Source organism: Frigoribacterium sp. SL97, assembly GCF_026625765.1.
Classification (GTDB): Bacteria; Actinomycetota; Actinomycetes; order Actinomycetales; family Microbacteriaceae; genus Frigoribacterium.
Genome location: NZ_CP113062.1, coordinates 50,160 through 76,056, shown reverse-complemented (window position 1 = coordinate 76,056; position 25,897 = coordinate 50,160). Strand labels below are relative to the sequence as shown.

The window sequence follows — 25,897 nt, the reverse complement described above, 5'->3', positions numbered from 1 at the left end:
GATGACGCACGCGACACCCCCTCGGCGACACCCACGCCGACGCTTCCGCACGCTCGCGGCCCTGGCAGCGGCCACGGCCGCCGTGCTCGTGGCCACCGGCTGCAGCATCCAGATCCGCAGCCAGCCCGACCCCAGCATCGGGGCCGACACGATGCTGATCAACGCCGACAAGGGCAACCCGCAGTTCGAGCGCAACTTCAACCCGTTCCTCACGAACAAGCGGACGGCCTCGACCTGGATCTACGAGCCCCTGCTCGAGATCAACCCGCTCGACGGTGAGATCACGCCCTGGCTCGCGAGCGAGACCGTCCTGCCCGACGCGCGCACGATCGACATGACGATCCGCGACGGCGTCGAGTGGTCCGACGGCACGCCCATGACCCCGGCCGACGTGGTCTACACGTTCGACCTCATCAAGGCGAACCCCACGCTCGACCTCAAGGGTGCGTGGCAGCACATCGACACGATCGAGCAGCAGGGCGACCACGTGGTCTTCCACCTGCAGACCGACGACGTGCCGGCCATGGAGATCATCGGTCAGACGACGATCGTCCCCGAGCACCTGTGGAAGGACGTCGACGACCCCACGACCTTCCGCAACCCCGACCCGGTGGGCACCGGACCGTTCACGCTCGGCAACTACTCGCCGCAGCAGTACTCGATGGACAAGAACGAGACCTACTGGCAGGCCGACACCATCGAGATCGGTCACCTGATCCTGCCCGCGACGAACAACCAGCTCGACACCGTCACGCGCGGTTACGACTGGTCGTACTCGTTCATCAGCGACGTCGAGGGCACCTGGGGTGCCGCCAGCCCCGACAACCAGTTCTGGTTCCCGCCGGGCGGCGTGATCGGGCTCGTGCCGAACCTCACCAAGGCGCCCTTCGACGACGTGAACGTGCGTCGTGGCATCGCGCTGGCGCTCGATCGCGGCCCCATCGCCGAGTCGGCCACCGAGGGCTACCTCGAGCCGGCCGGTCAGACCGGGCTCATCCTGCCCAACCAGCAGGACGACCTCGACCCGTCGATCCCGAACGCCGGCATCCTCGAGCAGGACGTCGACGGCGCCCTCGCGGCCTTCGCCCAGTCGGGCTACACGCAGCAGGGTGACGAGCTGGTCGGCCCCGACGGCCAGCAGCTCAAGATCACGATCCTGACGGCCAACGGCTACACCGACTGGCTGCGGGCCGTGCAGGAGGTGCGGGGCCAGTTGGGCGCGATCGGCATCGACGTGCAGATCCAGGCTCCCCAGCCGGCCGGCTACCAGTCGGCCATCGCGAACGGCGAGTTCGACATGGCGATGGGCGGCATGGGCAACGGCAACGTGTACCAGGCCTACAACAACCTGCTGAACAGCCAGTTCGCCACCCCGGTCGGCGAGACCACGGCGGCCAACTTCGAGCGGTTCAGCGACCCGGCGGTCGACCAGCTGCTCGACGACTGGAAGGCCACGACCGACCCCGAGCAGCAGAAGCAGTACGCCTTCCGGTTGCAGAACGTCGTCTACGACCAGCTGCCCGTGATCGGCCTCTACTACGGCGGGCTCTGGGGTCTGTTCAACGACTCGAAGTTCACCGGCTGGCCCACCGCCGAGAACCCGTACATGGCACCGCAGAACTACGACCAGGCACCGCTGCTGATCTTCACGAAGCTCAAGCGCGTCGACCAGGAAGAGGGCGACCAGTGAAGTACGCAGCCCAGAAACTCGGCCTGTTCGTGCTCACCCTGTGGGCCGCGGTCACCCTGAACTTCATCCTGCCGCGGCTGATGCCCGGCAGCCCGACCGACGCCGCGATCGCGAAGTTGTCGCTGAACGGTCCGGTCAGCGCGGCGACCCGTTCCGCCATCGAGGCCCAGCTCGGCGTGCCGGACGGCAACGTGCTCCAGCAGTACGTCAGCTACCTCGGCCAAGTCGTGCGTCTGGACTTCGGCACGAGCTACACGTTCTTCCCCGAGACGGTCGGCCACCTGGTCGGCCAGGCCCTGCCGTTCACGCTGATCCTCGTCGGGGTCTGCACGATCATCGCCTTCGTGCTCGGCACCCTGATCGGCGTCGCGGCGGCGTGGAAGCGCGGCACCTGGCTCGACTCGCTGCCCACCCTGTCGGGCAGCTTCATGAGCACGTTCCCGTACTTCTGGACCGCCCTGCTGCTGCTGTTCTTCCTGGGCTACGTGCTGCACTGGTTCCCGACCACGGGGGCCTACGGTGCCACGACCACGCCCGGGTTCACGCCGGCCTTCGTCGGCGACGCCCTGCAGCACGCGGTGCTGCCGGCCATCACCATCCTGCTGACGAGCCTCGGCGGCTGGATCCTCGGCATGCGCAACGCGATGATCTCGACGCTAGGTGACGACTACGTCACCTTCGCCGAGGCCAACGGGCTCAAGGGCCGCACGGTCGCCGTGCGCTACGCCGCCCGCAACGCGATCCTGCCCAACCTGACCGGCTTCGGCCTCGCCCTGGGTGGTGTGGTCGGCGGCTCGATCCTCGTCGAGCAGGTGTTCGGCTACCCCGGCATCGGCTACCTGCTGTTCAACGCCGTCATCGGCCAGGACTACCCGCTGATGCAGGCCCTCTTCCTGATGATCACGGTCAGCGTGCTCGTCGCCAACTTCCTCGTCGACATCTTGTACGGCGTGCTCGACCCAAGGACCCGCCGATGACCTCCACCGTGTCCGTCCACCTGCCCGAAGGCGCGCCCCCCACCGGGCCCGCCGAGCAGAAGGCGCCCAGTCGCTGGCTCACCATCGGCCGCATGGCCGCGACCATCTGGTCGAACCCCAAGGCGAAGATCGGCGTCGTCATCTTCGGCGTCTTCGTGCTCGTCGCGATCTTCGCCCCGCTGCTCGCCCCCTTCGGCGCCAGCGAGAACGGCTTCGAGCGCAACGCCGACGCCAGCTGGGCCCACTGGATGGGCACGACGGCGGCCGGCGAGGACGTCCTCAGCCAACTGATCTACGGCGCCCGCATCAGCGTCTTCGTCGGTGTCGTGGCGGGCGTGCTGTCGACCCTGGTCGCCGTGGCGATAGGGCTCAGCTGGGGCTACATGAAGGGCTTCGGCGGCGACGTCGTCGGCTTCGTCGTCAACCTGTTCCTCGTGATCCCCGGTCTGCCCCTGATGATCGTCATCGCGGCCTACCTGCAGAACGGCGGCATCACCGTGATCCTCGCGGTGATCGTCATCACGGGCTGGGCGTGGGGAGCCCGCGTGCTGCGCAGCCAGACGCAGTCCCTGCGCTCGCGTGACTTCGTCACGGCGGCACGGTTCTCGGGCGAGAGCGCGGGACGCATCGTGTTCCGCGAGATCCTGCCCAACATGACCTCGCTGATCACCGGCTCGTTCTTCGGCGCCGCGACCAGTGCGATCCTCGCCGAGGCCGGCCTCGAGTTCCTGGGGCTCGGCGACTCGTCGATCGTCAGCTGGGGCACGATCCTCTACTGGGCCCAGAACTCGAACGCCCTGCTCACCGGCCAGTGGATCCTGCTCTTCGCGCCCGGCCTCTGCATCGCCCTGCTGGCGATGAGCCTGACCCTGATCAACTTCGGCGTCGACGCCGTCGGCAACCCTCGACTTCGCGAAGGCGCGAAGCAGAAGAAGGAGGCGCGCAAGTGACCGCCACGGACCTCACCACCGCAGACCGCGCCTCCTCGTCGTCCGACGACGTGCTGCTCGACGTCCGCGACCTCAGCGTCGTCTACGAGAGCGCCGGCGCCGAGCCCGTGCAGGCCGTCGACCACGTGTCGTTCCGGCTCAAGCGGGGCGAGTTCGTCGGCCTGGTCGGCGAGTCCGGCTCGGGCAAGTCGACGCTCGGCTACGCGCTGACCCGGCTGCAGAAGCCGCCGGCGCGCACCAACGGCGGCAGCATCTGGTTCGACGGTGCCGACGTCCGCGACCTCGACACCGAGGCCCTGCGTCAGCAGCGTCAGGGCGGCTTCGCGATGGTGCTGCAGTCGGGCATGAACGCGTTGAACCCGGTGCGCACGATCCGCAACCACTTCGTCGACGTGTTCAAGGCCCACGGTCACGTGCCGCGTGACCGGTGGCACAGCCGCGCCGCCGAGCTGGTCGCGAAGGTCGAGCTCGACGCGGGCGTGCTCGCCCGGTTCCCCGGCGAGCTGTCGGGCGGCATGCGCCAGCGCGTCTCGATCGCCCTCGCCCTGTCGCTCGAGCCGCAGCTGATGGTCTTCGACGAGCCGACCACGGCGCTCGACGTGCTCGTGCAGCACGCCGTGATGGACACGATCATCTCGCTGCAGCAGAGCGAGGGCTTCACCGCCGTCCTGATCAGCCACGACCTCGGGATCGTGCTCGAGTCGGCCCAGCGCGTGCTCGTGATGCACGAGGGTCGCATCGTCGAGGACGGTCGCTCGGCCGACGTGCTCGCCGACCCGCAGGACGACTACACGAAGATGCTGCTGTCGCACTACGCCGACCCTCGTGCCGAGGTCGTGTCGCTGCCCGGGTTCGAGGACCGCTCGGTCCGCCGGGCCCGGGGCGACCGCCGCGTCGACACGACGACCTCGGTGCCGACCGTCGCCACGCGCGGCCAGCGCACGGCGCAGCACGCGATCACCGTGAGCGGCGTGACCAAGACCTACGCGCCTCCCCGTCGGGGCGACGACCCCGTGCGGGCCGTCCGCGACGTGTCGTTCACGCTCGAACCGGGCCAGTCGCTCGCTCTCGTCGGGCAGAGCGGCTCGGGCAAGAGCACGATCGCCAAGCTCGTCACGGGCGTCGAGAAGCCGACGAGCGGCAGTGTCACGTTCGGGGACACCGACGTCACGGCGCTCCGCGGCCGCGCCCTGCGCAGCTTCCGCAGCGACGTGCAGATGGTCTTCCAGGACCCGTACGCGGCGCTGAACCCGCTGCACACGGTCGAGTACACGCTCACGCGTCCCGTCGTGAACTACACCGGCCTGACCGGTCAGGAGGCGCGGCGCCGGGTGCTCGAGCTGCTCGAGACGGTCGGTCTGACGCCGGTCGAGCAGTTCGCGGCCAAGCTGCCGCACCAGCTGTCGGGTGGCCAGCGGCAACGCGTCGTGATCGCCCGGGCCCTCGCGAGCGACCCGCAGGTGATCATCGCCGACGAGCCCGTCTCGATGCTCGACGTCTCGCTGCGCGCCGGCGTGCTCGCGCTGCTCGAGGACCTCCGCGAGCAGTGGGGCGTCTCGATGCTCTACATCACCCACGACCTGCTCAGTGCCCGGCTGATCACCGACGACATCATGGTGCTCGACCAGGGCGCCGTGGTCGAGCGGGGGCACACGGCCGAGGTGCTCCAACGGCCGACCGACCCGTACACGGTGAAGCTGCTCGACGCGGTGCCGAACCCGCGCCGCACGCACCGCGCCTCCTGACATCCCCCTTGCTCCACCCGAAAGGAACCACCCTGTGCTGACCTTCCCCGACGGCTTCCTGTGGGGAGCCGCCACCGCCGCCCACCAGATCGAGGGCAACAACGTCAACAGCAACTGGTGGGTGCACGAGAACGCCCCCGGCACGACCATCGTCGAGCCGAGCGGTGACGCGGCCGACAGCTACAACAGGTTCCGCGACGACATCCGCCTGCTCGCCGAGCTGGGGCTCAACAGCTACCGCTTCAGCATCGAGTGGGCCCGCATCGAGCCCGAGCGCGGCGTCGTCAGCAAGGCGCAGATCGCTCACTACCGCCGCATGGTCGAGACCTGCCACGAGTTGGGCATCGAGCCGATCGTCACGCTGATGCACTTCACCGTGCCGCGCTGGTTCGAGCGCGACGGCTTCTGGCGCGCGCCCGACGCCGCCGACCTGTTCGCCCGGTACACCGAGCTCGCCCTGCCCGTCGTCGCCGAGGGCGTCGAGTACGTCTGCACCATCAACGAACCGAACATCGCCGCGATGCTCGCCGGCGGGGAGGACGCGTCGAACCTCGTCGCGTACGGGCTGCCGAACCCCGACCTCGAGGTCGCCGACGCCCTGCTCGCCTCGCACAAGCGCAGCCGCGAGGTGCTGTCGCAGCTGCCTCGGATCAAGTCGGGCTGGACCGTCGCCACCCAGGCGTTCAAGGCCGTTGACGAGCCGGGTGCCGCCGAGAAGACGCGCGAGTACGGCTACGTGCGTGACGACTGGTACAGCGAGATGGCGGCGGGCGACGACTTCGTCGGCGTGCAGGCCTACACGCAGACCTTCGTCGGGCCCGAGGGGCCGCGGCCGGTCGCCGAGGGGCTCGAGACGACGCTGACCGGGTGGGAGTTCTACCCGCCGGCCGCCGCCGAGGGCATCCGCAGTGCGTGGGAGCTGTCGGGCCACGTGCCCGTCATGGTCACCGAGAACGGCATCGCGACCGCCGACGACACCCGTCGCATCGCCTACACGCAGGGCGCGCTCGAGCACGTCCACGACACCATCGACGAGGGCATCGAGGTGCTCGGCTACCAGCACTGGAGCGCCCTCGACAACTACGAGTGGGCCAGCGGGTTCCGCCCGACCTTCGGCCTGATCGGGTGGGACCGCGACACCTTCGAGCGGACGCCGAAGCCGAGCGCCCGCTGGTACGGCGAGGTCGCGCGCGCGAACGGGCTGGCGCGGGCGTAGCGCCCTCCGGCCCTGCCGGACCGGGACGGCGCGGGGCGCACGAGGACGCAGGAGGCGCGGGTCACCCGACCCGCGCCTCCTGCGTCTCGGCCCCGGGGCCGATGCCGTGCCTAGAAGTAGGTGATGCCGTGCAGGGGTCGCTCGGGCAGCAGCATCGCGCGGAACTTCTGGACGGCGCCCTTGCGTCGCTCGCGGACCAGGCCGGCCGCGGCCAGCGTGACCGGGTCGGAGCCGCCGAGCCAGAGCGAGCCGAGCGTGGCGACGTCGAGTTCGAGGTCGGCCCGGCGGACGGCCGCCTTCTTCACCGTCGCCTCGCCTGCCTCGCTCGTGACCCGGTACGTGCCGGCCGCGTGGCCCAGCGAGTCACCGATGGCGATCGTGACGACGCCGTCGGCCGCCCACGGGCGAGCCTGCAGGGCCGCGACCGGGTCGAGGACGCGGAACCACACGTGGTCCTCGTCGTGGCTGATGGTCAGGGCGCGACCGTCGACGACCGCGTGCGCCAAGGGGTCGTGCTGCGGGGCGTTCGAGTACCGGACGACCCGGATCAGGTCGACGGCGAGCAGCAGTTGCCAGAGGCCGAGGTAGGCGTCGTCGGTCGCGGCCACGAGGTCGACGACGACGAGGGTCTGGACGCCCGTGGAACCGGGGCCGCCTCCGGCCGACTCGACCCGGTACGTGACGTAACCGTCGACGGTGCCGGTCGCGTCGCGGTGCACCGCGGCCCGGACGGCGGGGTCGGGCGTGCCGTCGGCCCGCTCGCGGCCGAGGGCGTGGTTCCAGGCGCCTTCGTGGCGGTCGATCGAACCGGGGCTGCGGACGTGGAACCGGGCGAAGACGTCGGGGGCGACCTCGGCGAGCGAGGCCGTGGTGACGAGCTCGGTGCTGCCCTCGGGCTCGCTGAGCAGGCCGCCCGCGCGACGGACGTCGACCTCGATGGTGCGCTCGCGGACGCCCACGCCGAAGCCGAAGCGCCGGTAGATCGACGCCTCGCTCGCGGTGAGGGCGGCGACCGGGGTGCCGGCCGCCTTGGCGCGGGCGAGGTCGTCGGTCATCATCCGACGCAGGATGCCCTTGCGGCGGTGGGTCGGTTGCACGGTGACGCCGGCGACCAGGTCGGCGTCGATCAGACGGCCGCCGCCGACGTGCAGGGTCTTGTCGAACGACGCGAAGGTGGCGACGGGGCAACCCTCGGCGTCGAGCGAGCCGGGGGTGGCCTCGCGGCGGTAGACGCCCGTGAGACGTCGCCCGTCGGCGACGAGGCGACGCGCGGCACGGCCGAGGGAGTCGTCGTCGCCGGCCGGTTCGTGGAAGCCCATCGACTCGGCGTCGACCCAGGCGGCGGTCGCCACGTCGGCCCGCGGGGAGTCGTCACTCGCCTCGGGGTCGAGCGCGGCCGCGAAGGTGCGGAGGTCGTAGTCGTCGTCGAGGGTGCTCACCCGGTCAGCCTACGGAGGACGGCCGACGTTGTCGTCGGTCTCGAGGAGGAGCGGCGACCGCCGGGCGCATCGGCGTCGGGGACGGGGGAGGGCCGGCCCCGCGGGTGCGGAGCCGGCCCTGGTGGTGCTGGTGCTGGTGTCGGTACTGGTGGTGGTGTCAGCGTCCGGTGACGAAGTCGATCCCTGTGGTGGTCTTCGTCGTGCCGTCGGTGGCCTTCTGCTCGAAGGTCAGCTGGTAGGTCGTGCCGGCGGGCCCGACGTAGCGGTCGAACGCGAACGCGCCGGTGGACGAGGCGGTGGTGCTGCCGAACGGCGTGCCCCACTGGTTCTTGCCGACGACCGTGGCGAAGGGCGTGGCGGTGCCCCGGAACGTCACGGTCCGGTGGGCCTCGCTGATGCCGCCGTCACGGATGACCGGGGACGAGATCTGCACGTCGACGAGGTCGTCCTTCTGGTGCGTCAACGTCAGGGTCGCCCGTTGCTCGTCCGTTCCGTGGGTCGCGACGAAGGTCAGGACGTAGCCGGGGTTCGTCGGTCCGAGGTTGCGCGAGAACGCCCAGGTGCCGTCGCTGCCGATGGTCGCCTTGCCCATCTGGGTGCCCCACTGGTTGGTGGAGACGAGCTGGGCGCCGACGGTGCCCGTGCCGGTGAAGCGGGCGATGCCCTCGCGGTAGGAGTCGCCGTCCACGTGGCTGGTGACGGTCAGCGGCCGCGAGGGAGCCTCGTAGTCGAGGTGCAGGGTCACCAGGGTGGGCGCACCGGTGGTGGGCGTCATCGTGAAGGTGATGTCGTAGCCGGCGCTGGTCGGGCCGAGGTTGCGGCTGAAGCTCCAGTCGCCGTCCTCGTCCACGCGGGTCGAACCCATGGGCGTGCCCCACTGGTTGGCGGCGGTCAGGCGGGCGTCGGGCGTGCCGCGGCCGCTGAACGTCGCGATGCCGGTGGTGTAGCGGCCACCGTCGGTGTGGCTGGTCACGGTGAGGTCGGTCAGGTCCTCGTCGTCGGAGCCGTCTGAGCCGTCGGACACGGTGAACGAGCGCGTCGAGGTCAACGGCGCGAGGGTCCGCCAGTAGGGCGTCTCGGTGACCGTCATGGTCTGCGGGCCGGACGTCAGGAGCGCCTCCAGCTCGCAGGTCCAGGTCCCGTCGCTCCCGACGAACGCGGCGCAGGCCTCGCCGGCACGCGCCAGGTCGGTTGCGATCGCGATGCGGGACCCGGGGATGCCCTCGCCGGTGATCGAGGTCATGTCGGTCGAGATGGTCTCGCCCTCGGCGATCGAGGTCACTTCGAGGGGGAACGTCTCGGGAGCCGAGTTCTTCTCGGTCGCTGCGACCGTGATCGTGGTGGCCTCGGACAGCTCGCCGTTCCGGACGGTGTAGAGGTCGACGTCCTGCCCGGCGAACGAGGTCGGGATGCGCAGGATGTACGCGCCGTTCCAGGTGGACTCGGTCGCGGCGACGAACTCGCCGTCGATCTGGGCGATCACCGTCGGCACGAGGTACTCGTCGGCGAAGTACGAGGTGGTGCCCTGGACGTAGAAGGTGCTCGACTCCTTGGAGATGCCGTGCATCAACGGGGCCGAGAGCGGTGAGCCGGCCGGGGCCTCGAGCGGCGTCAGGTCGATCTCGAGGGAGTCGCCGTCGCCGTCGCCGTCGTGGGACAGCCCCGTGATGGTCGCGGTCTGCCCGGCCAGCGACCCGTCGAGCAGGAACGAGAACCGGCCGTGCTGCCCGCGGAGACGGGTCTCGCTGTGGTCGCCGACGTCGATGCGGGCCTGGCCGGCCCCGTGGATGATCGTTCGGACGGTCAGGCGGCCGTCGGGGCCCTCGGTCACCGACGACAGGAGGGGGGTCGAGGGGCGACCCGGAGTCCCGGGGTCGGGCATGGTGTCGGCGACGGAGAACGCCGTCCCGGTGGTCTGTTTCGGTGCCGCGGCCCAGGCGGGCGTCTCGGTCACGACGGTGTCGTAGCTGCCGGCCGGCAGCGTCGGCGACGTGCAGCTCCAGTCGCCCAGCGACGAGACGCGGGTCTCGCAGAGCGTCGAGGAGGCGCGGTTCGTCTTCTCGTCGCGCGTCACGACGATCTGCGAGTTCGGGATGCCGGTTCCGGCGAAGGTCGCTTCGGGAGTCGCCAGCACGTCGCCCGCGGTAGGCGATGCGACCTCGAGCGGGTGGACGTCCGAGGCGGTGTTGCGTTCGGTGGGGACGAGCTCGACCTGAGCTGTCTCGCTCCCGTGGCCACGGTAGTAGGCCGTCACCTCGATGACCTCGCCGGCGCGCGAGGCGGGCACGGTCAGCGAGAACGATCCGTTCTCGGACGGGAAGTCCCACGACATGCCGGAACGGTTGGCCCACACCTCGGTCTTCGAGAACAGGTCGGGCTGGTGCGCCACGGTCCCCTCGATCACGAAGTGGCCGTCGTCGTACTGGCTGACGGCGTGGATGACGGGCGTGCCGGGTGCCTCGTTCTCGCCCTCGGCGTACTGGGTCTCGAGGACGAACTCGACCTCGACCTTCCCCTGTGGGGTGTACGAGACGAGTGTGGCCTTCTTGCCCCGGTCGGCGACGTCGACGAGCGTGGCGAAGCGGTCGTTCCAGACGGCGGCGCTGTAGCTGCCCCCTCCCTCGACGATGACCCCCGCGAGTCGGGCGCCCGGCGCCATGCCGGCGACGGACAGCTTGTCGTCCTCGCTCGGTTCGACGAACGTGATGCGGGGTGCGGACGGGGTCGTGGTGGACGCCGCGGGTGAGGCCTCGGCCGAGGCCCCGTCGGGGGTGGTGGTGGCGGCGGGGGCCGCGAGGGCAGCCGTGGGGGAGAGGGTGCCCACGGCGAGGGCCGCGAGGCCGACGGCGGTGAGGCCTGATCTGATCGTGCTCATGTCTTCTTCCGGATGGGGGAAAGGGAAGACCGATCGGGGCGGCCGAGAGATACTTTACATTCCACCTCTCGTTTTGGCGACTCCGAGCACGCCTCAGTCGATCGAGCGCTGCACCCCCTTCACCGGCAGCATCAACACGAGTCCGGCGAGCAGGACGAGCGCGATCCCGACGATCCCGAAGCGGGTGTCGCCCGTCGCGCTCACGAACAGGGTGAACAGCCCGGGGGCGAGGAAGCTCACGGCTCGCCCGGTCGTCGCGTAGAGCCCGAAGATCTCGCCCTCGCGCCCGGGCGGCGTCACCCGGGCGAGGAACGACCGGCTCGCCGACTGGATCGGCCCGACGAAGAGCGCCAGGGCGAGGCCGAACACCCAGAAGAGGTTCGTCGCGGTCCCGATCGCGAGCACCGCGAAGGCGGCGATCACGAGCCCCACCAACGACGCGACGATGATCGTCTTGGCCCCGAGCCGGTCGTCGAGCCAACCCCCGACGAACGTGCCGATGCCCGCGACGAGGTTCGCCCCGACGGCGAAGTAGATCACCATGCTCGGCGAGAAGCCGAAGACCTGGGCGGCGATGATCGCGCCGAAGGTGAAGACGGCCGCGAGGCCGTCACGGAAGACGGCGCTGGCCAGCAGGAACAGCAGCACCTGGCGGTTGGTGCGCCAGAGCTTGGCGATCGTCGACCCCAGGAGGCGGTACGAGCGCCACAAGCCCACCCGGGCCCGTGCGGCGGTGGCGGGCAGCTCGGGCACCGACAGCAGGACCGGCACCGCGAAGACCGCGAACCACGCCGCGGCGACGACGATCGACAGGCGGACGTCCCACGCGCCTCCTTCCGTTCCCGTGGCGGCGCCGAACAGGCCGCCGCGTCCCTCGACGCCGAAGCTCTGCAAGAAGGCGACGAGCAGCAACAGCAGCAGGACGATGCCGCCGACGTATCCGAGACCCCAGCCGAACCCCGACACCTTGCCGATCGTCCCCGGTGTCGAGACCTGCACGAGCATGGCGTTGTAGTTGACGCTCGCGAACTCGAAGAAGAGGTTGCCGACGGCGAGCAGGGCCGCGCCGAAGACGAGGTACCCGGGCGCCGGGGCGACCAGCACCATCGCGGCCATGGCCAGCACCACGAGACCGGTGTTGATGGCCAGCCAGAGCTTGCGGCGCCCGGAGCCGTCGCTGCGCTGGCCGAGCACCGGCGCGAGCAGCGCGATCAGCACCCCCGCGATCGTCAGGGCGGTCGAGATGACCGTCGCGTTCTCGGCCTTGGCCAGCACCAGGGCCGGGTTGCGCGCGTCGTCGCCGGCCGCCGCCACGATCGCCGGATCGACGAAGGCGCCGGACGCCAGGTAGGTGCTGAAGACGAACGAGGTGACCACGGCGTTGAAGGCGGCGGAGCCCCAGTCCCAGAGGGCCCACGAGAGCACACGGCGGCGGGGGATCGGGTCGGCGTCGGCGAGCGTCTGCGCTGCGGTCATGGGGGTCAACCTAGTGGGCGTCCGTGGCCGAGGGGGGTCGCGCCTCCTCGTCCGGCGTGGGCGCGGCGACCCTCTCACGAGAGTTGAGTCTTTCTGGCTCAACTTTCAGGTTCGCAGCTTGACGTCGGCCGCAGCGTGAGTAAAGTTGAGCCAGGCCGACTCAAGGCCGGCCCCCAAGGCTTTCGTCACACCGCACCACGAAGGAGAAAAGCACATGGCACGTGCAGTAGGAATCGACCTCGGTACCACCAACTCGGTCGTCAGCGTCCTCGAGGGTGGCGAGCCCACCGTCATCGCGAACGCCGAGGGTCTGCGCACGACCCCCTCGGTCGTCGCCTTCACGAAGGACGGCGAGGTGCTGGTCGGCGAGACCGCGAAGCGCCAGGCCGTCACCAACGTCGACCGCACCATCGCGTCGGTCAAGCGCCACGTCGGCACCGACTGGAAGGTCGAGATCGACGACAAGAAGTACACCCCGCAAGAGATCAGCGCGCGCATCCTGGGCAAGCTCAAGCGCGACGCCGAGCAGTACCTGGGCGAAGAGGTCACCGACGCCGTCGTGACCGTCCCCGCGTACTTCAACGACTCCGAGCGCCAGGCCACGAAAGAGGCCGGCGAGATCGCGGGCCTCAACGTCCTGCGCATCATCAACGAGCCGACCGCCGCGGCGCTCGCCTACGGCCTCGACAAGGGCAAGGAAGACGAGCTCATCCTGGTCTTCGACCTCGGTGGCGGAACGTTCGACGTCTCGCTGCTCGAAGTCGGTAAAGACGAAGACTTCTCCACCATCCAGGTGCGCAGCACCTCGGGTGACAACCGCCTCGGCGGCGACGACTGGGACAACCGGATCGTCGAGCACCTGATCAAGAAGTTCAAGGACGCCCACGGCGTCGACCTGTCGACCGACAAGATCGCCAAGCAGCGCCTCAAAGAGGCCGCCGAGCAGGCCAAGAAAGAGCTGTCGTCGAGCACCTCGACCAGCATCCAGCTGCCGTACCTCACGCTGACGGCCGACGGCCCGCTCAACCTCGACGAGACGATCTCGCGCTCGCAGTTCGAGCAGTGGACGAGCGACCTGCTCGACCGCACCAAGAAGCCGTTCAACGACGTCATCAAAGAGGCGGGCGTGAAGGTGGGCGACATCGCCCACGTCGTGCTCGTCGGTGGCTCGACCCGCATGCCCGCGGTCACCGAGGTCGTCAAGCAGCTCACCGGCGGTCAGGAGCCCAACAAGGGCGTCAACCCCGACGAGGTCGTGGCCGTCGGTGCCGCCCTCCAGGCCGGCGTGCTGAAGGGTGAGCGCAAGGACGTCCTGCTCATCGACGTCACCCCGCTCAGCCTCGGCATCGAGACCAAGGGTGGCGCGATGACGAAGCTCATCGAGCGCAACACCGCCATCCCGACCAAGCGTAGCGAGACCTTCACGACGGCCGACGACAACCAGCCGTCCGTCGCGATCCAGGTGTTCCAGGGCGAGCGCGAGTTCACGCGTGACAACAAGAACCTCGGCACCTTCGAGCTGACCGGCATCGCGCCGGCCCCCCGTGGCGTGCCGCAGATCGAGGTCACGTTCGACATCGACGCCAACGGCATCGTGCACGTGTCCGCGAAGGACAAGGGCACCGGCAAGGAGCAGTCGATGGTCATCTCGGGCGGCTCGTCGCTGTCGAAGGACGACATCGAGCGCATGGTGCGCGAGGCCGAGGAGAACGCCGCCGAAGACAAGGCGCGTCGCGAGGCCAACGAGACCCGCAACTCGGCCGAGCAGCTCGTCTACTCGATCGAGAAGCTGATCAAGGAGAACGACGAGAAGCTGCCCGCGGACGTCAAGTCCGAGGTCCAGGCCGACGTCGACTCGCTCAAGTCCGCCCTCGCCGGCGACGACGAGTCCGCGATCAAGCCCGCCTTCGACAAGCTCAACGAGAGCCAGCAGAAGCTCGGCCAGGCGATCTACTCGCAGAGCCAGGCCGACCAGGCCGGCGCTGCCGGTGCGGCCGGTGCGGCTGGTGCCGAGGGTGCTCCCGCCGACGGCCAGGCCCAGGGCGACGACGAGGACATCGTCGACGCCGAGGTCGTGGACGACGACGACAACGACAAGAAGTAGAGGCGGTCGGCATGACTGACGACAACAAGACGCCCGACGACGAGCCGCGTCCCGCGACCCCGTCCGAAGACGGCGGCACGGCCGACGTGGTCGAGCCCGACGAGCTCGTCGACGCCGAGGCTCCCGACGTCGAGACCCCGGCCGACGCCGAGGCCCCGGCCGGGGCCAAGGCCGCCGCCGAGTCGATGGCCGAGGCGCCCGAGGGCACCGAGACGCTGAGCGCCGACGACGAGGCGATCCTCGACGCGGCCAGTGCCGACCTGGTGGCCGACATGCGACAGGACATGCTGCGGGCCCAGGCCGAGCTGGTGAACTTCCGGAGGCGCGTCGAGCGTGACCGCGAGGCCAACCGCGAGGCCGTGGTGGCCGAGGTCGTCCGTTCGCTGCTGCCGGCGCTCGACGACCTGGCCCGTGCCGAACAGCACGGCGACCTGGCCGAGGGCCCGATGACCGTCATCGCGCAGAAGATCCGCGGGGGGCTCGACAAGTTCGGCCTGGCGCAGATCGGCGCGAAGGGCGACGTCTTCGATCCCAGCAAGCACGACGCCCTCGTCCAGCTGCCGAGTGCCGACGTCACGGTCAACACCGTGGCCGACGTGATCGAGCCGGGCTACACGATCGGCGACCGGGTCATCCGGGCCGCCAAGGTCGCGGTGCACACCCCCCAGTAGCACCCCGGTGACGGGCGGCCCCCGGGCTGCCCGTCACCACCCCCTGCGACGCGAGTCGCGATCGGCGGTGGGCTCCTCGACGAGGTGCCCACCGCCTCCCCCGTTCTCTTCCGGTCGCTGCCAGGCAGCGACCTCCAGTTAAGGAAGGAGGTGCCGCATGGCGAGTCAGGACTGGTTCGACAAGGACTTCTACGCCGTCCTCGGTGTCTCCAAAGACGTCACGCCCGCCGAGCTCAAGAAGGTCTACCGCAAGCTCGCGCGCAAGTACCACCCCGACTCCAACCCCGGCGACGCGGCCAGCGAGGCGAAGTTCAAAGAGATCAGCGAGGCCCACTCGGTGCTCTCCGATCCCGAGCAGCGTCGCGAGTACGACCAGGTGCGCGCCATGGGCGGCGGTGCCCGCTTCGCGGCAGGCAGCGGCGGCCCCGGAGGCGCGGGCGGCGGCTTCGAGGACGTCTTCGGCGGCATGTTCAACCAGGGCGGACAGCGCACGCAGTTCCGCCAGGGCGGCGGTGGCGGTGGCTTCGACGACATCTTCGGCGGCATGTTCGGCGGTGGTGGATTCGGCCAGACCAGCGGCGGCTACCGCGGCTTCGGCGGCCCGCAGAAGGGCCGCGACATGACGGCCACGACGACCCTCGACTTCCAGACCGCCATCGTCGGCGAGACCATCACGCTGCAGGCCTCGAACGGCAAGCCGATGAAGGTCCGCATCCCGGCCGGCGTGCACGACGGCCAAAAGATCAAGCTGCGCGGTCGCGGCGAGCAGAGCCCCGACGGCGGCGAGGCCGGCGACATGGTGTTGACCGTCGCCGTCCGCAAGCACCCCGTCTTCGAGCTCGACGGCAAGAACCTGCGCCTCGACGTGCCGGTCACCTTCGCCGAGGCGACGCTCGGTGCGACCATCGAGGTGCCCACCCTGGGCGGCGACCCCGTGCGCCTGCGCGTCGCGCCGGGCACGCCTTCGGGTCGCGTCCTGCGCGTCAAGGGTCGCGGCGTGCACGCCAAGGACGGCGTCGGCGACCTGCTCGCCACCGTCCAGGTCGCGGTGCCGGCGCACCTCAACGACAAGGCGCGCGAGGCCGTCGAGGCCCTGGCCGCCGCGCTGCCGGCCGAGAACCCGCGCGACGACCTCATCGCCCGCGCACGGGCCTGACGAGACCGACCCGACCCGCGCCTCCTCTGCGGCAGGTCCCTAGCGACGAGACAGGAGACGAGATGGACCGACCGGACCCCACCCAGTGGCCGATGGACGAGCACTCGCCCCTCTTCGCCATCGCGACGGCCGCTGAGCTCTCGGGCCTGCACGCGCAGACGCTCCGTCAGTACGACCGGCTCGGACTCGTCGTCCCGCAGCGCACGGCGGGCAAGTCGCGCCGTTACTCGATGCGCGACGTCGTGCAGCTCCGCGAGATCGCACGTCTCGGCGGCGAGGGCATCTCGCTCGAGGGGATCAAACGCATCCTCGAGCTCGAGAACCAGGTGACGGCGCTCCAATCGCGCGTCCGCGAACTCGAGCGGGCCCTGGCCGACGAGATGGTCAACCGGCCCGGGGCCCGTGTCTTCGCCGCGGGTGAGAGCGGGGTCGTGCCGCTGCGGCACGGCACCCGCCCGTCGCGGCAGACCTCGGTGGTCGTGTGGCGGCCGCTGCGCTGACGCGCGGCCCCGAGAGGTCGCGACCTCCAGTGCGCACCGGGAGGTGGGCGGCAGGTCGTGACAGGTCGGCCGCGCGGACTAGCGTTGGCGGGTGATCGACTTCGAGCAGCTGCGCCGGTGGCCCGACATCGAGGCCCCCGAACTCGTCGCGCACGACGCCACCGACCGGCTGCTGCTCGACACCGCCGACGAGGCGCTCACCGCCCACCCCGAGGCCGTGACCGTCATCGGCGACCGCTACGGCGCGCTGACCCTCGGGGTCGCGGCCCTGTCGCCCGGCACCCCCGTCCGCGTGCACCAGGACGCCCTCTCGGGCGAACGCGCGCTCGACGCCAACGCCGGCCGCCTCGGCGTCACCGCGACGTGGACGCACCACGGTCTCGACGAGGCCCTCCTCGAGGGCGCGCGGACGGTGCTGGTGCAGCTGCCCCGAGGGCTCGACGCGCTCGACGAGATCGCGGGGTCGATCGCCCGGTACGCCCACCCCGACGTCCGCGTCCTCGCCGGGGGACGCGTCAAGCACATGACCCTCGCGATGAACGACGTCCTGGCGCGCCACTTCGGCGAGGTGACCGCCGGCCTGTCACGCCAGAAGTCCCGGGTGCTGACCGCGACGACCCCGACCCCAGGAGGCGCGCTCGGCTGGCCGCGCACCTCGCGTCACGGCGACGTGGTCGTCGTCGCCCACGGTGCGGCGTTCGCGGGCACCTCGATCGACGTCGGCACCCGATCGCTGCTCGCCGTCCTCGACCGCGCGGCTCCCGAGACCCGGGACGTCGTCGACCTGGGATGCGGCACCGGAGTGCTCGCCGCCTCCTTCGCCCTCGCGCGACCGGACGCCCGGGTGATCGCCACCGACCAGTCGTGGGCGGCGGTCGAGTCGGCGCGGGCCACCATGACGGCGACCGGCGTGGCCGATCGGGTCGTCGTGTCGCGCGACGACGCCGGGTCGTCGTTGCCCGAGGCCTCCGCCGACGTCGTGCTGCTGAACCCGCCGTTCCACGTCGGGGCGACGGTGCACACGGCGATCGCCCACAAGCTGTTCGAGGCGGCCGCCCGTCTGCTCCGCCCGGGCGGTGAGCTCTGGTGCGTGTGGAACTCGCCCCTCGGCCACCGGCCGGTGCTCGAACGCGTCGTGGGACCGACCACCCAGGTCGCCCGTGACCGGCGCTTCACGGTGACGCGGTCGGTCCGCCGGGGCTGACCCGGGGCGGGGCCAGGGTCGGGTCCTGTCAGCGGGCCTCGGCCTCGGTCTCGACCTCGACCTCGTCGAGGCGCAGCGACGCGTCGATGTAGGCGAGCAGGGCGTGCGCGTAGGCGTCCTCGGCGACGGAGGCGCGGTGCCGGAGGTCCGTGTCGCCCCCCGTCGGGCGGGTGGTCACCTCGTAGACGGTTCCGCCACAGTCTCGGTCACCGCTGATGTCGGGGTCGCCGCCTGGGCTCGTGGTGATGTCGCTGTCGCTGCCGGGGCGGGAGCCGGTGTCGACGTGTCGCGCCAGCCCGCGGAACACGGGGCCGAGGAGCTCGCGCAGCTGGTCCTCGCGGGGCAGCCACAGGCTGTCGTCCGCGGCCACCGAGTCCAGGGCCCACTCGGTGGTGCCGTTGAAGCCGAGCTCCGTACCCGTGGGGTACTCGTGGACCTCGATGGTCATGTCGCTGAGCGTGAAGACGTCGCCGTCGAATCCCGGGGTCTCGATGGCGAAGCGGTCGCCGGCACGGGGCCGCCAGCGCAGTCCGGCGTCGCGCAGGCGGCGGGCGAGGGCGTGGTCGAGCATCGGCCCATGATGCACCGTCGAGGTGGGAGGGAGCGCCGGGGTGCCGACCCGCAGAGATTCGCACCCGATTGCTCGAGCTCGGGCTCGGGCTCGGGCTCGACTCGGACTCGGGCTTGGGCTCGGATGCGCGCGTGCGGCGGAGGGCCTGTCCGGTCCGCCGCGTCAGCGAGTGGTGACGACGTTGCCTGTGCCGTCGGTGTTGAGCAGGGGTTGCAGGTCGTCGTCGAGCCGGATGGTGTTGTCGTCACCCATCGCGTCGACCTGGTCGACGCGGGGCACGTCGACGGAGTTGCGGTCGCCCATGACGACCACGACCCGGGTCGGACCGAGGGTCAGCTCGGCGTCGCTGCCGTTGACGATGACGGTGTCGCAGCCGTCGGGCAAGGTCTTCGTGCGGGGTTCGCCGTCGCCGAACTGCATCCAGGCGAAACCGTCGACGCAGGTGTCGTCGGCGGGATCGGTCGCGGTCGAGGCGCTGCCCGCGATGGAGGGGCCGCCCGCTGGCGGTGCGGTGGTGGTCGACGTGGTGGTCGCGGAGGGGCCCGGGTCGATCGTCGAGGAGGCGCTCGTGCAGCCGGCGAGGCCCGCGCCGAGGGCGACAGCTGTCACGAGGCTGATCATCAGGGTCGAGGTCGTCGTCATGGGGTGCTCCGGGTGGGGGTGGAGGGTGGGTGGTGCGGTTCGGGGGCGTCAGAGCACGAAAGGGCGGGTCCAGCCAGGGACTGGACCCGCCTCCCGGTCACTCCGCGGCGGGTTCGGCCGCAGCGGTGACGGTGTTGGCCTGGCCCTGGTCGTCGACGGCCGGGGCCTCGCCGGCGTGGTGGACCGTGTTGCGGTCCCCGGCGAGCTGGACGGTGTCGACGTCCTGCACCGAGACGGTCACGTCGGAGCCCTCCACGACGAGCGTGCTGACTTCGTCGAGCACGACGGTCCCGGTCGAGCCGACGATCGAGACGAGGTCGCAGCTGCTCGTGTCGAGCGAGGGCGCGACGTCGTCGGTGGCCCCGAGGTCGACCAGCATGAAGCCGTCGTCGCAGCTGCCGACGGGGGCGGCGTCCAAGGAGGCGGTGCTGCTCACGGTCGGGCTCGGTGTCGCGTCGGTCTCGGCGGAAGAGCACGCCGAGAACGAGAGGATCATCGTGGCCGCGACCAGGGCGGCGGCGGTCGGTCCGCGTCGGGGGAGGAGGGCGACCATCAGCGGGCGGTGACGGTGTTGTCGAAGGTGCCGTTCTCGTTGACGGTCGGGGCGGCCCCGGTGTGGCTGACGGCGTTGCCGTCGCCGGCAAAGTCGACCGTGCCCACGGCACCGGCCGTGACGGTGACGCCCTGGCCCTCGACCACGAGGTGACTCACGTCGGCGAGGGTGACGGTGCCGTCGCTGCCCACCACGTTGACGCTGTCGCAGGGCTCGGTGAAGGTGACCTCGGGGGTGTCCTCGTCGAGGACGACGACGGCGTTGCCGTCGATGCAGGTCTCGGTGACGGCGGGTTCGGGGGTGACCTCGGCGAGGGGCGTCGTCTCGGCCTCCGCCTCGGTGCTGGTGGCGTTCGAGGTGCAGCCGGCGAGGGCGGCGACGAGCACGACGCCGAGGGCGGCTGTCCGCAGGGTGGAGGTGCGCATGGTGGTTCCCTTCGGGAGGTGGGGGGACGGTGCGGGGCGTCGGCTCGGGATGCGGCCGGCGGATGGTTTGGGGGGGCCGGGGAGACACCGTGTCGGTGCCTCCCCGGCGGGGTGGTGCGGTGTCGCTGTGGTGCGGGTGTCGCGGTGTGGTGCTAGTTGCCGCTGGGGTGCCAGGCGAAGCCGCTGATCGGGTCACCCGTCTGGCCGTCGAGGGCCTTCTGGGTGATGTTCAGCGTGTAGTTGTGGCTGGGGCCCCAGGCACGGCTGAAGGACCAGTTGCCCTGGGCGTCGGCCTGGACCTCGCGGTAGACCGTGGAGCTCGTGGCGGAGCTGACGGTGACGGTGGCGAACGGCGTGGCGGTACCGGTGAAGGTGGCGGCCACCCCGTTCTCGTAGGTGTCGCCGACCGCGGGGCTGGTCAGGACGAGGGGGGCGAACCGGGGTGCCTTGACGTTGACCGTGGTCTCGGTGGTCGACTTGTCGGGGTTCGTCTGGGTGACCTTGATGGCGTAGTCGTTGGCCGGGCCCCAGTTGCGTTCGGGCAGGGCCCAGTTGCCTTCGGAGTCGACCTCGGCCTGGCCCATGGGCACGTTCCAGTTGTTCGTGGCGTTCACGGCCCGAACGGTGGCGCCGGGGGTGCCGGTGCCCTTGAGCACGTTCATGCCGGGGCGGTAGGTGTCACCGTCGGCGATGCTCGTGACGGCCACGGGGACGTTGGTCTCGCGGTAGTCGAGGTGGATCGTCTGACGTTGGACGTCGGTGCCCTTGGTGGCGACGAAGGTGATGTCGTAGCCGGCCGAGGTGGGGCCGAGGTAGCGGTCGAAGGCCCAGTCGCCCTGGAGGCTCGCGGTCGTGCTGCCCATGGGGGTGCCCCACTGGTTCGTGGCGGCGATCGCGGCGTTGGGTGCCGCGGTGCCGCGGAACGTGGCCGTGCCCTCGGTGTAGGTGCTGTTGTTCGTGGGGCTGGTGATCTGGAACGCGACCACGTTCTCGTAGTTCAGCTTCAGCGTCACGACCTGAGGGGTGCCCACCGGCGGGGTGGCGGTGAAGGTGATCAGGTAGCCGGCCGTGGTGGGCCCGAGGTTGCGGTTGAAGGCCCAGGTGCCGTCGGCGGCGTTCGCGGCGCCCATGGGGGTGCCCCACTGGTTCTTGGCCGTCACGGTCGAGCCGATCGGCGCGGTACCGCGGAACGTGGTCACGCCTGCTTCGTAGAACTGGTCGTTCACGTGGCTCGTGACGCTCAGGGGCAGTTCTGCGGCCACGCGGTTGATGGTGTGGGTGATCTGCTGCACGTCGTCGCCCACCGTCTGGGTGACGACGAGGTTGCTCGTGCCGAGGCTGAGCCCACGGGTCGGCGTGATGGTCCACTCGCCGTCGACGACGGTGCCGGTCCCGATGATGCTGTTGGGCCCGTAGCCGATCGTGACGGTGGCGCCGTCCTGGCCGTGACCGGAGAAGACCGGGCGGCTGGTCGTGACCGTGGAACCCGCTTCGGGGGTCTCGACAGTCGGGGCGACGATCACCGGGGGCTGTTCGCCGTTCTCGGGGTTGAGGGTCACCGTCGAGGTGGTGGTGTTGTTGCCCTTGCCGGTCTGGCTGGCCTCGAGGACGTGCTTGCGGTCGTCGACGTCGGTGGTGCGGATGGTCCACTGGCCGTTGGCGAGCACCTGGGCGCTGCCCAGGACGGTGCTGCGGCCCTCTTCGCGGACGGTGACCTGGGCGCCGACCTCGCCGGTGCCGCGCAGGGTGACCGGGCCGCCGTCGTGGGCCATGCCCTCGACCGGAGCGGTGATCGCGACACCGGCGCCGTAGGCGACGGTGACGACGATCTCACCGTTGGCCTCGCCGTCGATCTCTTGGTGGATGCGGACGTCGTAGTCGCCGCCCGCGTCGGGGGCGCCGATCGGGGTCGACCAGGCACCCGAGCCGAGGCGGGCCTCGGTGCGGGCGATCTCGTCGCCGTCGACGTCGCGGATCACGACGGTGGAGCCGGGGTGGGCGGTGCCGGACAGGTCGGCGTCCTGCTCGAGGTCGGCCGGGAACGACACCGAGCCGCGCACAGGGGAGACGTCGAGCACGACGTCGAGGGTGGTCTCGCCGGTCTTCTCGCCGTTCTCGTACTGCGAGAGCGGGATCGGGTTCGAGCCCAGCGTGAGGTCGGTCACCGTGTGCGACCAGCGCCCGTCGGTGCCGGCCTGCACCTGGTCGGGGACGGCAGTGTCGATCAGCACGAACGACCCGGGGACGGCGGTGCCGGAGATGACGGCCGTCCGGTTGGGGATGTCGACCGAGTCGACCTTGCCGGAGAACCCGTTGATGGCGATCTCGGTCCGGACGCCCTGGATGTAGCTGTAGATGTAACCGGTGCTCAGAGCCGCGGCGGCGTCATTGAGCACGAACGAGAACGTGTTGTCCGCGGCCGCCTTCTCGATCTGGACCGCGTTGGGCGAGAGGCGGTCGGGGCCGACGTAGACGTTCGCACCGGCCATCCCGGATGCCTTGCCACTGACGGTGACCCTGCCGTCATCGCCACGCACGACCTGCAGGTCGCCGATGGCGGGCAGGCGCCCGGTGGAGATGGTCTCCCACGTGCCCGACTCGCCGTACTTCAGGCGTACCGTCTCACCGGCACTGAGCAAGGGGGACAGGGTGATCGTCGCGTCGCCGTCGTCGTTCGTTCGACCCGTCGTGCCGTTGCCGCCGGACATGTCCTCGACGAACACGTCCGCGTCATTCTCGCCTCCGGTGATCGTCAACGTCACCGTGTCGTCCGCCTCGTTGTACGACGGGGCATACGACTTCGATTCGATTCCCTGGAAGGAGAGCGGAGATGAGTTCGACAGGCCGAAGAACGAGTAACTACCGATTCGAACCGGGGCGCTCATCGGTGTGCCCGTGACTTTGTTCACTACTCGGGAGTTGCCGTCGATCGAGAACAGAGTCGCGTCGGAGCCGCACCTTCCGCCCAGGGCGACGTAGGGCGTGGACGAGCTCTGGTTCTTGAAGAGGCAGCGATTGGCGTCGCCGTCCACGGCCTCCGCGTAGAAATAGTCCCCGACCCTGGTGGTCGTGAAGACCATCGAATTGGACTGTGCGTCAGCGAGGGTCTGATAGGTGCGGACGTTCCAGGCCGTCGGCGATGCCTGACCGTAGATCGTCCCGTCTGCGCCTTGTCCGACGAACTGCACCTGAGATCCGTCGACGGGTGAGCTGGTAGGGGAAGGGGCTGCGGCCACGGCCGCGGGGCCGAAGCTGAGGCCGGTGACGATCGTGGCTGCGGCCAGCCCGATCGCGCCGGTGCGCTTGAGAGTTTTCTTCATGTGAGAGAGGTGTTCTTTCATGTCTGGGCAACGCGATGCGCCGCCAGGCGAACAGATGGTGAAATGTTAGACACAAAACAAGGCATGCACAACATGACGGGTGCGAGGGCTTGCGATCCGGGCGTGTCGGCGTAAACTTGAGCCAGCTCCACTCAAGTTTCGAGAAAGGCACATCCATGGCGAACATGCAGGGCGCTCCGGCTTCCGACGAGAAGCAGAAGTCGGCGCTCGAGAAGTACGGCGTCGACCTCACCGCCATCGCCCGCAGCGGCAAGCTCGACCCCGTCATCGGCCGCGACGCCGAGATCCGTCGCATCAGCCAGGTGCTCACCCGCCGCACCAAGAACAACCCCGTCCTGATCGGCGAGCCCGGCGTCGGCAAGACCGCCGTCGTCGAGGGCCTCGCCCAGCGCATCGTCGAGGGGGACGTCGCCGACAGCCTGAAGGACAAACGCCTGATCAGCCTCGACCTCGCCGCCCTCGTCGCCGGGGCCAAGTACCGCGGAGAGTTCGAAGAGCGCCTGAAGGACGTGCTGAAAGAGATCACCAAGAGCGACGGCCAGGTCATCACCTTCATCGACGAGTTGCACACCCTGATGGGTGCCGGCGGGGGCGAGGGTTCGGTCGCCGCGTCGAACATGCTCAAGCCGATGCTCGCCCGCGGCGAGCTGCGCCTCATCGGCGCCACCACCCTCGACGAGTACCGCCAGTACATCGAGAGGGACGCGGCCCTCGAGCGCCGCTTCCAGCAGGTCTACGTCGGCGAGCCCAGCGTCGAGGACACCGTCGCGATCCTCCGCGGGCTCAAGGAGCGGTACGAGGCGCACCACGGGGTCACGATCACCGACGGCGCCCTGGTGGCCGCCGCCTCCTTGTCCAACCGCTACATCCCCAGCCGTCAGCTGCCCGACAAGGCGATCGACCTCGTCGACGAGGCGGGTTCCCGCCTCAAGATGGAGATCGACTCGTCGCCCGTCGAGCTGGACCAGCTCTACCGGGGCCTGGTGCGCCTCCAGATCGAAGAGCTGGCCCTCAAGAAGGAGACGGACGACGCCTCGCAGGCCCGCCTCGCCACCCTGCGCGAGACCATCGCCCAGCAGCAGGCCGCCTACGACGACCTCGACGCCCGCTGGCAGGCCGAGAAGGCCGCCCTGCAGGGCGTCGGCACGCTACGCAGCGACCTCAACGAGGCCCGCATCGACGCCGACCGCGCCCTGCGTGAGGGGCGCTACGAAGATGCGGCGCGCATCAGCTACGAGCGCATCCCCGACATCGAGAAGCGCCTCGCCGACGCCGAGTCGTTCGAGAAGTCGGGCGACCGGCTGGTCAGCGACTCGGTCACCGACGCCGACATCGCCGAGGTCGTCGCCGCCTGGACCGGCATCCCGGTCGGTCGTCTGCTCAGCGGCGAGACCGAGAAGCTGCTGCACCTCGAGAGCGAACTCGGGAGGCGCCTCATCGGTCAGAAGGCCGCCGTCCAGGCCGTCAGCGAAGCGGTGCGGCGCACCCGCGCGGGCATCAGCGACCCCGACCGCCCGACCGGTTCGTTCCTCTTCCTCGGCCCCACCGGGGTGGGCAAGACCGAGCTCGCCAAGGCCCTCGCCGACTTCCTCTTCGACGACGAGAAGGCGCTCGTCCGCATCGACATGAGCGAGTACGGCGAGAAGCACAGCGTGTCCCGCCTCGTGGGCGCGCCTCCCGGGTACGTGGGCTACGAAGCCGGTGGTCAGCTGACCGAGGCCGTGCGTCGTCGCCCGTACAGCGTCGTGCTGATGGACGAGGTCGAGAAGGCCCACCCCGAGGTCTTCGACGTCCTGCTGCAGGTGCTCGACGACGGCCGGCTGACCGACGGGCAGGGCCGAACCGTGGACTTCCGCAACACGATCCTGGTGCTGACGTCGAACCTCGGCTCGCAGGTCATCACCGATCCCGGCCTCAGCGACCCCGAGAAAGAAGAGCTGGTGCAGGGCCTGGTGCGCCAGGCGTTCAAGCCCGAGTTCGTCAACCGGCTCGACGACATCGTCGTGTTCTCGACCCTCAGCACCGACGACCTCGGCCAGATCGTGTCGCTCTACGTCGACCGCCTCGGACGACGGCTCACCGATCGCCGCCTCGCGCTCGCCGTCACCCCCGACGCGCGGGCCTGGCTCGCCGACCGCGGCTACGACCCGATCTACGGCGCCCGGCCGTTGCGCCGCCTCATGCAGCGTCAGATCGACGACAAGCTCGCGATGGCGCTGCTCGGGGGCGAGATCGCCGACGGCGACACCGTGCGGGTCGACGTGGCCGACGGGGGCGAGGGGCTGACGGTCGTGCGGCACGACGTCGGCGAGCCCACGCCCGGCGACCTGGACGACCTGCCCGCCTGAGCCCGGCAGACTGG

The 25,897-nt window shown here is 70.3% G+C and carries 19 protein-coding genes; 11 read left to right on the top strand and 8 right to left on the bottom strand.

All coding sequences use genetic code 11. The annotated features are described in order from the left end of the window. Position 1 precedes the first annotated feature (1 nt). The 5 genes from OVA02_RS00305 to OVA02_RS00285 are packed head-to-tail and all read left to right on the top strand — an operon-like array spanning position 2 to position 6,578. A complete protein-coding gene (locus tag OVA02_RS00305) occupies positions 2–1,690 on the top strand; it encodes an ABC transporter substrate-binding protein (protein WP_267658989.1) in 1,689 nt (562 codons plus the stop codon). Then, positions 1,687–2,667 carry an ABC transporter permease gene (locus OVA02_RS00300; RefSeq protein ID WP_200412430.1) on the top strand — a complete coding sequence of 327 codons (981 nt, stop codon included), beginning with the start codon at positions 1,687–1,689 and terminating at the stop codon, positions 2,665–2,667. Before OVA02_RS00305 ends, OVA02_RS00300 begins: the two co-directional genes overlap by 4 nt. Then, the gene (locus OVA02_RS00295; RefSeq protein WP_267658988.1) at positions 2,664–3,617 is read left to right on the top strand and encodes an ABC transporter permease; all 954 of its coding nucleotides are present in this window, start codon (positions 2,664–2,666) and stop codon (positions 3,615–3,617) included. The genes OVA02_RS00300 and OVA02_RS00295 overlap by 4 nt, the downstream gene beginning before the upstream one ends. After that, positions 3,614–5,362, top strand: coding sequence for an ABC transporter ATP-binding protein (locus OVA02_RS00290; RefSeq protein WP_267658987.1), 1,749 nt, complete (start codon positions 3,614–3,616; stop codon positions 5,360–5,362). The genes OVA02_RS00295 and OVA02_RS00290 overlap by 4 nt, the downstream gene beginning before the upstream one ends. Before the next feature lie 34 nt (positions 5,363–5,396). After that, entirely contained in the window at positions 5,397–6,578 is a 1,182-nt protein-coding gene (locus OVA02_RS00285) for a glycoside hydrolase family 1 protein (protein ID WP_267658986.1), read from the top strand. A gap of 110 nt (positions 6,579–6,688) precedes the next feature. On the opposite strand, the gene OVA02_RS00280 is transcribed toward OVA02_RS00285, so the two are convergent. The 3 genes from OVA02_RS00280 to OVA02_RS00270 form a co-directional block, all read right to left on the bottom strand. Continuing rightward, on the bottom strand, positions 6,689–8,017 hold the full coding sequence (locus OVA02_RS00280) for a GNAT family N-acetyltransferase (RefSeq protein ID WP_267658985.1): 1,329 nt from the start codon (positions 8,015–8,017) through the stop codon (positions 6,689–6,691). Between the two features lie 157 nt (positions 8,018–8,174). Beyond that, positions 8,175–10,892, bottom strand: a complete 2,718-nt coding sequence (locus OVA02_RS00275; RefSeq protein ID WP_267658984.1) for a hypothetical protein — start codon at positions 10,890–10,892, stop codon at positions 8,175–8,177. Between the two features lie 93 nt (positions 10,893–10,985). Beyond that, positions 10,986–12,368: an MFS transporter gene (locus OVA02_RS00270; protein ID WP_267658983.1), complete on the bottom strand. Its 1,383-nt coding sequence runs from the start codon at positions 12,366–12,368 to the stop codon at positions 10,986–10,988. A gap of 214 nt (positions 12,369–12,582) precedes the next feature. Here OVA02_RS00270 and dnaK point away from each other — a divergent pair, with 214 nt between their 5' ends. The 5 genes from dnaK to OVA02_RS00245 all read left to right on the top strand — a co-directional run bounded on the left by dnaK (position 12,583) and on the right by OVA02_RS00245 (position 18,003). After that, entirely contained in the window at positions 12,583–14,472 is a 1,890-nt protein-coding gene (gene dnaK / locus OVA02_RS00265) for a molecular chaperone DnaK (RefSeq protein ID WP_267658982.1), read from the top strand. Between the two features lie 11 nt (positions 14,473–14,483). Further along, complete coding sequence (locus OVA02_RS00260) at positions 14,484–15,143, top strand: nucleotide exchange factor GrpE (protein WP_233568413.1); 660 nt, start codon at positions 14,484–14,486, stop codon at positions 15,141–15,143. Positions 15,144–15,300: 157 nt separating this feature from the next. Continuing rightward, the gene (locus OVA02_RS00255; protein ID WP_056049686.1) at positions 15,301–16,299 is read left to right on the top strand and encodes a DnaJ C-terminal domain-containing protein; all 999 of its coding nucleotides are present in this window, start codon (positions 15,301–15,303) and stop codon (positions 16,297–16,299) included. Between the two features lie 92 nt (positions 16,300–16,391). After that, on the top strand, positions 16,392–16,799 hold the full coding sequence (locus tag OVA02_RS00250) for a heat shock protein transcriptional repressor HspR (RefSeq protein WP_043597756.1): 408 nt from the start codon (positions 16,392–16,394) through the stop codon (positions 16,797–16,799). A gap of 91 nt (positions 16,800–16,890) precedes the next feature. Then, positions 16,891–18,003 (top strand): class I SAM-dependent methyltransferase, encoded by a 1,113-nt coding sequence (locus OVA02_RS00245; RefSeq protein ID WP_267658981.1) that lies wholly within the window; start codon positions 16,891–16,893, stop codon positions 18,001–18,003. A gap of 28 nt (positions 18,004–18,031) precedes the next feature. On the opposite strand, the gene OVA02_RS00240 is transcribed toward OVA02_RS00245, so the two are convergent. From OVA02_RS00240 to OVA02_RS00220, 5 genes are all read right to left on the bottom strand, one after another. Then, complete coding sequence (locus tag OVA02_RS00240) at positions 18,032–18,574, bottom strand: pilus assembly protein CpaE (RefSeq protein WP_267658980.1); 543 nt, start codon at positions 18,572–18,574, stop codon at positions 18,032–18,034. A 162-nt stretch (positions 18,575–18,736) separates the two neighbouring features. After that, positions 18,737–19,216 (bottom strand): DUF3060 domain-containing protein, encoded by a 480-nt coding sequence (locus OVA02_RS00235; protein WP_056049678.1) that lies wholly within the window; start codon positions 19,214–19,216, stop codon positions 18,737–18,739. A gap of 97 nt (positions 19,217–19,313) precedes the next feature. Beyond that, entirely contained in the window at positions 19,314–19,769 is a 456-nt protein-coding gene (locus OVA02_RS00230; protein ID WP_267658979.1) for a DUF3060 domain-containing protein, read from the bottom strand. Further along, on the bottom strand, positions 19,769–20,194 hold the full coding sequence (locus OVA02_RS00225) for a hypothetical protein (protein ID WP_192124884.1): 426 nt from the start codon (positions 20,192–20,194) through the stop codon (positions 19,769–19,771). Before OVA02_RS00225 ends, OVA02_RS00230 begins: the two co-directional genes overlap by 1 nt. 152 nt (positions 20,195–20,346) lie before the next feature. Continuing rightward, positions 20,347–23,514, bottom strand: a complete 3,168-nt coding sequence (locus tag OVA02_RS00220; RefSeq protein WP_267658978.1) for a hypothetical protein — start codon at positions 23,512–23,514, stop codon at positions 20,347–20,349. A 176-nt stretch (positions 23,515–23,690) separates the two neighbouring features. Here OVA02_RS00220 and OVA02_RS00215 point away from each other — a divergent pair, with 176 nt between their 5' ends. Then, a complete protein-coding gene (locus OVA02_RS00215) occupies positions 23,691–25,883 on the top strand; it encodes an ATP-dependent Clp protease ATP-binding subunit (RefSeq protein ID WP_159825748.1) in 2,193 nt (730 codons plus the stop codon). Positions 25,884–25,897 lie beyond the last annotated feature (14 nt).